The sequence below is a fragment of the Allorhizobium sonneratiae genome (assembly GCF_023700755.1).
GTDB lineage: Bacteria > Pseudomonadota > Alphaproteobacteria > Rhizobiales > Rhizobiaceae > Allorhizobium > Allorhizobium sonneratiae.
The window spans coordinates 191,286-198,996 of record NZ_JAMKOJ010000010.1; the positions used below are offsets into that span (position 1 = coordinate 191,286).

Here is a 7,711-nt window from a genome sequence, read left to right on the forward strand (position 1 = left end):
CTTTACTGCTTCTTCTCGATATTCCAGTAAATCTGCAAGGGGCTCTTGATCATTCCACTGAGAGACTTATTCCAGGCCGACTTGCCGTAATACTGCCCCATCGGAATGAAGGTCACGATCTCGTTTGACCGCTCCTGGATCTTGATGGCTGCTTCCTTGCGCGCCTCCGGGCTATCGGCAAGCAGAAAGGCCTTCCACCGGTTCTGGAGTTCGGTGTCGCACGGCCAGCCGACAAAAGCTTTGTCACAGGCGCCCGTAACGTAAGGATTGGTCAAGGGGTCCATCATCGCATCACCACCAAAAGCGGTGAGGAACATGCTCCACCCCCCCTCAGAGGGTGTGCCCTTGTTGTTGCGCCGCGAGAACATTGTTGCCAGATCCATCTGCACATCATTCACATTGAAGCCAACCTTGCGGAGAGCCTGAACAAGGATCGTTCCCATGTCGCGCTGAAACTGCTGGTCTGTCGGGTGCAGAAAAGTGATGGGGGTGCCGTCATATCCGGCCTCTTTCAACAAGGCCTTTGCCTTTTCTATGTTCGGGTGCATGTACCGATCGCTATTAACGTCTGTCTCATACGGCCCGCCGCACATGAAGATTGCAGGGCAAAGCTGATAAAGATCCTTGTGATCGCCAAGGAGCGTGGCCATGAAATCCTGCTGGTTCAGGGAAAGCTGAACCGCCTGGCGGATCTTGATATTGTTAAACGGGGGTTGCGAGTGGTTGAGAACGATCTGGAGGCTCTTGCCGAGCTGAGGCTTGGCTGCGTCGGTTAAGTTCGGATCAGACTCGACAAGAGGAAGCTGATCGTACGGCACCTCCGTTATATAATCTATCTCTCCGGCCAGAAGCGCGTTCACCGCACTTGTGTCATCGGGGATGGTGATACGTTCGATCCGATCGACTTTCGCGATCTTGCCTCCAGCCAGATTGCTGGGAGGTTCATTGCGCGGAATGTAGCGCTTGAACTTCTCGACAACAAATTTGACACCCGGCTGCCATTCGACGAACTTGAAAGGGCCAGAGCCGATCAGGGCCGGCAACTTCTGGCCGATGGGTGTCCTGGCAATGCGCGCGGGCATAATGAAAAGCGGATAGGCCGTCATCCGGCCAAGGCCATTCAGCAATTGCCCGAACGGCTCCTTCAGAACAATACGAAACGAAGTCTGACCGGTTGCCTCGAGTTTGTCGAGGCGCTGCGCAATCTGTTGACCCAGGCTATCCTTGCCCATCCAGCGCTGTATAGACGCAATGACATCATCCGAGGTAACGGGCGTTCCGTCATGGAAAAGAAGCCCTTTGCGCAGCGTGAAATCATAGGTCTTCTTGTCCGGACTGATGGTGTAGGTGTCAACCATCTGGGGCTGCACCTGGAATTTATCGTCCATGGCAAAAAGCGTGTCCCAGATCAGATATGCCATGTCACGCATAGGATAGTTCGTGCTCAGCAACGGATCCATTTGCTGAATGTCGCCAACATCGCGAATGCGCAGAACGCTCTCGGCGTGCGCGGCAAAAGTCATCGCTGCCGAAAGCACGGTTGCGGCGGCGAGCGTCTTAAAGGCTTTCGAGAACATCTGGTCCCTCCCATGAACCTACGCCACACTGATCTTCCTCGGTGATTGCATGCAGCGTATCAAAAATGCTAAGTGTTAATAGCTTCTTTTGTATGCAGGTGTCAATATTTTGCATACATGAAAACCATCAAGGTATCCGCATGGCGAAAATTCTAGCAAATTCAGGACCTTCACTACGTGACCGCATTGAGGAGGCGATCGTCTCCGGGCAGTTTCGTCCGGGAGACCGGCTTGAAGAAGTCACACTCGCGGAACAGTACGGGGTCTCGCGAACCCCTGTCAGGGAAGCGTTAAGGCAGTTGCAGGAGGCGGGCCTCATCGAGATCAAACCGCGCAGGGGGGCAGCCGTCAGCGTGGTGACGCCGACCCATCTCATTCATATGTTCGAGGTAATGGGCGGGCTGGAAGCCATTGCCGGTCGTCTGGCGGCCCGCAGGCTCGATGAGAAATCCAAGGAGGAAATTCAGGAAATTCATGAAGCGTGCAGAGCAGCAGTCAAGAATGGCTCGGACGCATATTATTATGAGAACGAGCGGTTCCACATGGCGATTTACCGCGCAAGTGCCAACCCGTTTCTTGAAGAGCAAGCCCGTGCATTGCATCGACGTCTTAAACCGTATCGCCGCATTCAGTTGCGTTCGTTGAACCGCATTGAGCACTCTTTTTCCGAGCATGAGCGGATCGTAAAGGCACTGTTCACCGGCGATAGTCAGGAAGCGGAGCAGGCGCTCTGGGATCATGTTACGATACAGGCGGACCGCTTCCACGACTTTCTGGCCGGGCTGGAAAGAAGCACAAAGATCTGAACACGACAGTTCGCTAAACATCGCCGGATGAGCTGACCCGTCTAGGTCAGCCGGGATCGCTTGGAATAGCAAAAGCAATATCGGGGCCTCTCATCGATCTGGTCAACATCGTATCATTCGCGCGGTCTTCGGTGTTGGGTCAGGGGCCAGGGGTCAGGCAACAAGCTATTTCCATCTTTGATGCTGCTTATACGGCAGCGACCTTGCCGGGAACGGAGTGCGGATATGCGCATGCCAGCACTCGATTGAGGCTTGCACAGCCGGTGGCAACTTGCATCTGTTGCCCAGCCAATATTCGTGCCTGCAGCCGACGACCCATCATCATGTAGAAGGGTCGATCCCGATCTCGACCCGTGAACGCTTGCCGCAGCCTGTCATCGACGGACGGAAAACCGCTGCCCACTTTTCTGTCTGGAAATGCCTAAAAACAAGGAATTAGAGCATTTCAGTTTCCGCATATGCGCTATCGCTTCATCGAGGACAATAAACCGCGACATGTTGTCATGGATGAAGCCATTGGCGCCCTGAAGTGCGCGCGCCTGTGCGATTGACACGCTAAAACCGTAAGCGACAATTCAAAATGATACAACCTAACATAAATTAGCACATCATTTACTACAATCAAAGATTGATACTGTCGCATCTCAAAACAAGGTTCTAACAACTTTTCATTGTGATACAACTTAATCGTCAGCTGATGAATGAGATAGGCACTCTCTTGCTTTGATGCCGAAGAGATCGCCGCTTCACGGGGTTTCAACTTAATACACCTCAGAAAATGAGGTTTCTGACCACCATACCTCTACCTATCCAGGCGCGCTGTTTTTTTACAACCACGCCGTAAGACACCACCAAGCCTGCTGAGACAAACAGCCGGGTCGTTTCACTATGCCAATCTTTTACCGGGGCTTTTCAATACTGTTGCAAGGAGAGAAAATATGAACATCGTCAAGAAAATAGCCAGAGGTCTGACGGCGGGGGTCGCCAGCCTTGGATTGACAAGCGGACTGGGTTTGACAGGCGGACTGGGTTTGATGACGGGGATCGCCGTTGTCGCCAGTGCCACACCAGCCGCCGCCTGTGGTCCGGATACCTATATCGGCGAAATTTGTACCTTTTCATTCGACTGGTGCCCGCGCGACTTCCTCCCCGCAGATGGCAGGCAAGTGAACCTTAGAGAGTACCAGGCACTCTTTGCCCTGATTGGCTTTAAATATGGCGGAGACAACGTCAATGTTTTCAACTTGCCGGATCTGCGGGGGCGATCCGTCATCGGTCAGGGTCAGGGGCCAGGCTTGATCAACATCAATCTGGCGCAAAAGGTGGGCCAGCAACAGTTAACATTGAATATGTCCCAGGTTCCGCTGATACCGCACACGCATTTAGCGGTTTTCAGCCCCACGGGCGGTGGCAGCCAGACAATCAAGATTCCAGCCAACGCCGGCAGTCTCGGCATCACGGCCAAATTGCAGGGAACCTCGGCCAGCGGTCAGAATACCATAACAAACGACGCTTATCTGGGCCAAGGTCAGACCGGCCCCCTCCAGGCCCCGATTTACGTTCCAAGCGGCAGCGTGGGCACCAAGTTCGATCTTTCCGGTCTTGAAGCGAAACTGACCGGTGAGGCTGGTAATGGCCCGATCAATTTTACCGTTAACACCGGCATTACCGGAGGCAACGTCACGGTCGCGGCATCAGCACCGATTTATCCATCAACGCCCGTATCGACGCAGTCACCCGGATTGGGCATGACCGCCTGCATAGCGACGAACGGCCTTTATCCCTCCAGACCATGACGTTTGAACACAAAGGAGATTCAATGATGAAAGACGGCTTCACCAACGAAAAATGCGGTCATGAGACAAAGATCGGCGAAGACGCCATCACAGGCACCGATCATGCCGGCAAGGTTTATCTCCAGAACGATTGGGGGGCAGAGCTATATTCCGCCACGATTCGCCATCGCCGGAGCAACGATCCAAACAAGCAGGAGGAAATGACCTTCAACAATGTTCCGGCCGGTGCCAAAGTTGGACCAATGCCCATTACCTATACCACAGGCGCGGGCAGTCCCTTCGATTACTGGTGGATCAAGTTCGTTCTGTCGAACGGTACGGTCTATAGCTGCAAAGGCAATTTCTATTGCTACATCAGCTCCAGCGATGACGGCAATGTTCTCTTGCGAATCGATGGTTCCGACAAGGATATGTATGTCAGCTTTTCCAGTTCCAGCGGCTGCTATGTCAGCCTGGATACGGTGCCAGGGAGCAGCCCAGACAATCAGGTGTGACTAATACGCCACAACCAATAAGAAATGTATTTTAACCACTGCTTCATTCTAATGTAGCAGTGGTTGTTTTTTATTACTTTGCGTAGAACGAAAATAGGGCAATGCTCGCTTTCATAGCGGCAGGCCCGATACAGGGGATATCGTCCTTCGTGGGGAAGAACGGTTTTCTGCAACGGACAACAACACCGGGGCCTTCAGAGAAAATGAAGTTTTCTTCCACCAACAATTCCAATATTTTATCATGCTTTAAATGCGCTATACTTAATGAAATGAGATTTTCATTTACTCTGAAACACATTCTTATTTCAATAATTCTTTTTATATTCTTATCATCAGAGGCTTTTGCGGTATCAGGAACTTGTTCTGGTATAAATTCCACATGGAACAACGTTACCTATGTTGCAGGTACCGAGAATTATGATGACGGCATTGCGCTTTCCCCAGGGGATGTCGTGACCTATACGGTAACCACGTCAGGCAGCACAAATACCGGCACAACCAATGGCGCAGGCTTTGTCATCTATGGAAGTGATGGCGGGAGCTATATCATTCCCGAAACATACGCCAGCAGCGGTAATGAATTGAATATGCATAGTCAGTTCACGGTTCCAGCGACGCCGGACAACGGCTATGTTCTATACGCTTGGGGTGGACGTAGCGGTTCTGGTAGCGTAACGGCCACGATCACCTGCACATCGGGCAGCAGCGCATCAACAAATGCCAGCCTCAGCAACCTCACCCTTTCCACTGGTACGCTGAGCCCCTCCTTTGACCCGGCAACCACCAGCTATTCCGCTTCCGTCGCTGACTCCGTCACGTCGATCCAGGTCACGCCTACAGTTGCCGACGCCAATGCCTCGATCAAGGTCGAAGGCAATTCTGTTGCGTCCGGTTCGGCGTCGAATTCAATTTCACTCACCACCGGCGATAACACGATCACAGTTCTGGTAACCGCTCAGGATGGCACGACAACCCGGAGCTATACGATTACAGTTAACAGGGCAGCGCCAGTCGTCGTGACGCTATCTCCCTCGGCTGGCGCATTGACGAACGGCACAGTCGGCGCAAGCTATAATGCCAATGTGTCTGCCTCCGGCGGCACAGGACCTTATACCTATAGTGTCTCCCCCGCCCTGACCAACGGGCTCTCGTTGAATGCGTCAACAGGCGCGATCACCGGCACCCCAACGGCGGCAGGAACCTCGAATATCACCATCACCGCGACCGATCAGAATAATGTTCAGGGCTCGGCAGCCTATTCGATCACCGTCAGTCCGGTCGTTCCCGGCGCGCCCGGCATCGGTTCGGCCACCGCAGGGGATGCACAGGCCAGTGTCACCTTCTCCGCGCCGACGGACACGGGCGGCACCACCATTACCGGCTATACCGTCACCTCAAGCCCCGGCGGCATCACGGCAACCGGAACAACCAGTCCGATCACGGTGTCAGGCCTGACCAATGGTGTCACCTATAGCTTCACCGTCACCGCCACAAACAGCGCCGGAACAGGCAGTGCTTCGGCTGCGTCAAACACGGTCACGCCCAAAAGCAGCCAAACCATCACGTTCAACAATCCCGGCGCACAAAATTTCGGCACGACACCGACATTGACCGCCTCGGCAAGCTCAAACCTGACGCCCACCTTCAGCTCATCAACCACCAGCATTTGCACCGTCACAAGTGGCGGTCTTCTGACCTTCATTTCAACGGGCTCCTGCACCATCAATGCAGATCAGGCGGGCAATGCCAGCTATCTTGCGGCAAGCACAGTTTCTCAAACATTCACCGTCAATGCAGTCGTTCCCGGTGCGCCCGGCATCGGTTCGGCCACCGCAGGGGATGCACAAGCCAGTGTCACCTTCTCCGCGCCGACGGACACGGGCGGCACCACCATTACCGGCTATACCGTCACCTCAAGCCCCGGCGGCATCACGGCAACCGGAACAACCAGTCCGATCACGGTGTCAGGCCTGACCAATGGTGTCACCTATAGCTTCACCGTCACCGCCACAAACAGCGCCGGAACCGGCAGTGCTTCGGCTGCGTCCAACACGGTTACGCCAACGGCTGCGGTTCAGGCACCGGTTGCCAATTCCGTTTCCGTAACAGTTGCGGCAAACTCATCCTCCAATCCCATCACGCTGAACATTACGGGCGGGACAGCCAATTCGGTTGCCATAGCAACCCAAGCCAGCCATGGCACAGCAACGGCATCAGGCACATCAATCAGCTATACACCCACATCAGGCTTTTCCGGTTCCGACAGCTTTACCTACACGGCAAGCAATACAGCAGGAACATCGTCAGCAGCCACAGTGAACATTACCATTTCGGCACCAAGCTTCAGCTTCTCTCCGGCATCAGGATCTTTGCCAGCGGCGACCATCCACACAGCCTATAACCAGAGCATAACGGCATCCGGCGGCACAGCCCCCTACACCTACGCGCTGACCAGCGGAAGTCTGCCGGCGGGCCTGTCTCTCAACACATCAACCGGCGCACTCTCCGGCACGCCAACAACGAGCGGCAGTTTCAACTTCACCATAACCGCAACGGATGCCAACACGGCAAGCGGCTCGGCAAGCTATGCCATGACCGTCAATGCGGCCCCCGTTATCGCCTTGACACCTGCTGCCGGAACGCTGCCAAACGCCACAGTGGGCAACGCCTATAGCCAATCCATAGCGGCATCCGGCGGCACAGCCCCCTACACTTATGCACTGACCAGCGGAAGTCTGCCGGCGGGCCTGTCTCTCAACACATCAACCGGCGCACTCTCCGGCACGCCAACAACGAGCGGCAGCTTCAACTTCACCATAACCGCAACGGATGCCAACACGGCAAGCGGCTCGGCAAGCTATGCCATGACCGTCAATGCGGCCCCCGTTATCGCCTTGACACCTGCTGCCGGAACGCTGCCAAACGCCACAGTGGGCAACGCCTATAGCCAATCCATAGCGGCATCCGGCGGCACAGCCCCCTACACTTATGCACTGACCAGCGGAAGTCTGCCGGCGGGCCTGTCTCTCAACACATCA

The 7,711-nt window shown here is 54.6% G+C and carries 6 protein-coding genes; 4 read left to right on the plus strand and 2 right to left on the minus strand.

Annotated features, from left to right (window positions below; translation table 11 throughout):
- Nucleotides 1-2: 2 nt before the first annotated feature.
- Nucleotides 3-1,577: an ABC transporter substrate-binding protein gene (locus NAC44_RS17660; protein WP_250942872.1), complete on the minus strand. Its 1,575-nt coding sequence runs from the start codon at nucleotides 1,575-1,577 to the stop codon at nucleotides 3-5.
- A 140-nt stretch (nucleotides 1,578-1,717) separates the two neighbouring features.
- On the opposite strand from NAC44_RS17660, the gene NAC44_RS17665 reads away from it, so the two are divergent.
- From NAC44_RS17665 to NAC44_RS17675, 3 genes are all read left to right on the plus strand, one after another.
- Nucleotides 1,718-2,383, plus strand: coding sequence for a GntR family transcriptional regulator (locus NAC44_RS17665; protein WP_250942873.1), 666 nt, complete (start codon nucleotides 1,718-1,720; stop codon nucleotides 2,381-2,383).
- Nucleotides 2,384-3,321: 938 nt separating this feature from the next.
- Entirely contained in the window at nucleotides 3,322-4,179 is an 858-nt protein-coding gene (locus tag NAC44_RS17670; protein WP_250942874.1) for a phage tail protein, read from the plus strand.
- Nucleotides 4,180-4,205: 26 nt separating this feature from the next.
- On the plus strand, nucleotides 4,206-4,673 hold the full coding sequence (locus NAC44_RS17675) for a hypothetical protein (RefSeq protein ID WP_250942875.1): 468 nt from the start codon (nucleotides 4,206-4,208) through the stop codon (nucleotides 4,671-4,673).
- Between the two features lie 73 nt (nucleotides 4,674-4,746).
- Here the strand turns inward: NAC44_RS17675 and NAC44_RS17680 are convergent, their stop codons facing one another.
- A complete protein-coding gene (locus NAC44_RS17680; protein WP_250942876.1) occupies nucleotides 4,747-5,061 on the minus strand; it encodes a hypothetical protein in 315 nt (104 codons plus the stop codon).
- A 64-nt stretch (nucleotides 5,062-5,125) separates the two neighbouring features.
- Between NAC44_RS17680 and NAC44_RS17685 the strand changes: the two genes are divergently transcribed.
- The coding region (locus NAC44_RS17685) for a beta strand repeat-containing protein (RefSeq protein ID WP_250942877.1) at nucleotides 5,126-7,711 on the plus strand (2,586 nt) is incomplete at its 3' end.

What these genes read in the sequence shown, in the direction of transcription:
- NAC44_RS17660 (WP_250942872.1), bottom strand. Translation starts at nt 1,577, where the DNA reads ATGTTCTCGAAAGCCTTTAAGACGCTCGCCGCCGCAACCGTGCTTTCG.
- NAC44_RS17665 (WP_250942873.1), top strand. Translation starts at nt 1,718, where the DNA reads ATGGCGAAAATTCTAGCAAATTCAGGACCTTCACTACGTGACCGCATT.
- NAC44_RS17670 (WP_250942874.1), top strand. Translation starts at nt 3,322, where the DNA reads ATGAACATCGTCAAGAAAATAGCCAGAGGTCTGACGGCGGGGGTCGCC.
- NAC44_RS17675 (WP_250942875.1), top strand. Translation starts at nt 4,206, where the DNA reads ATGAAAGACGGCTTCACCAACGAAAAATGCGGTCATGAGACAAAGATC.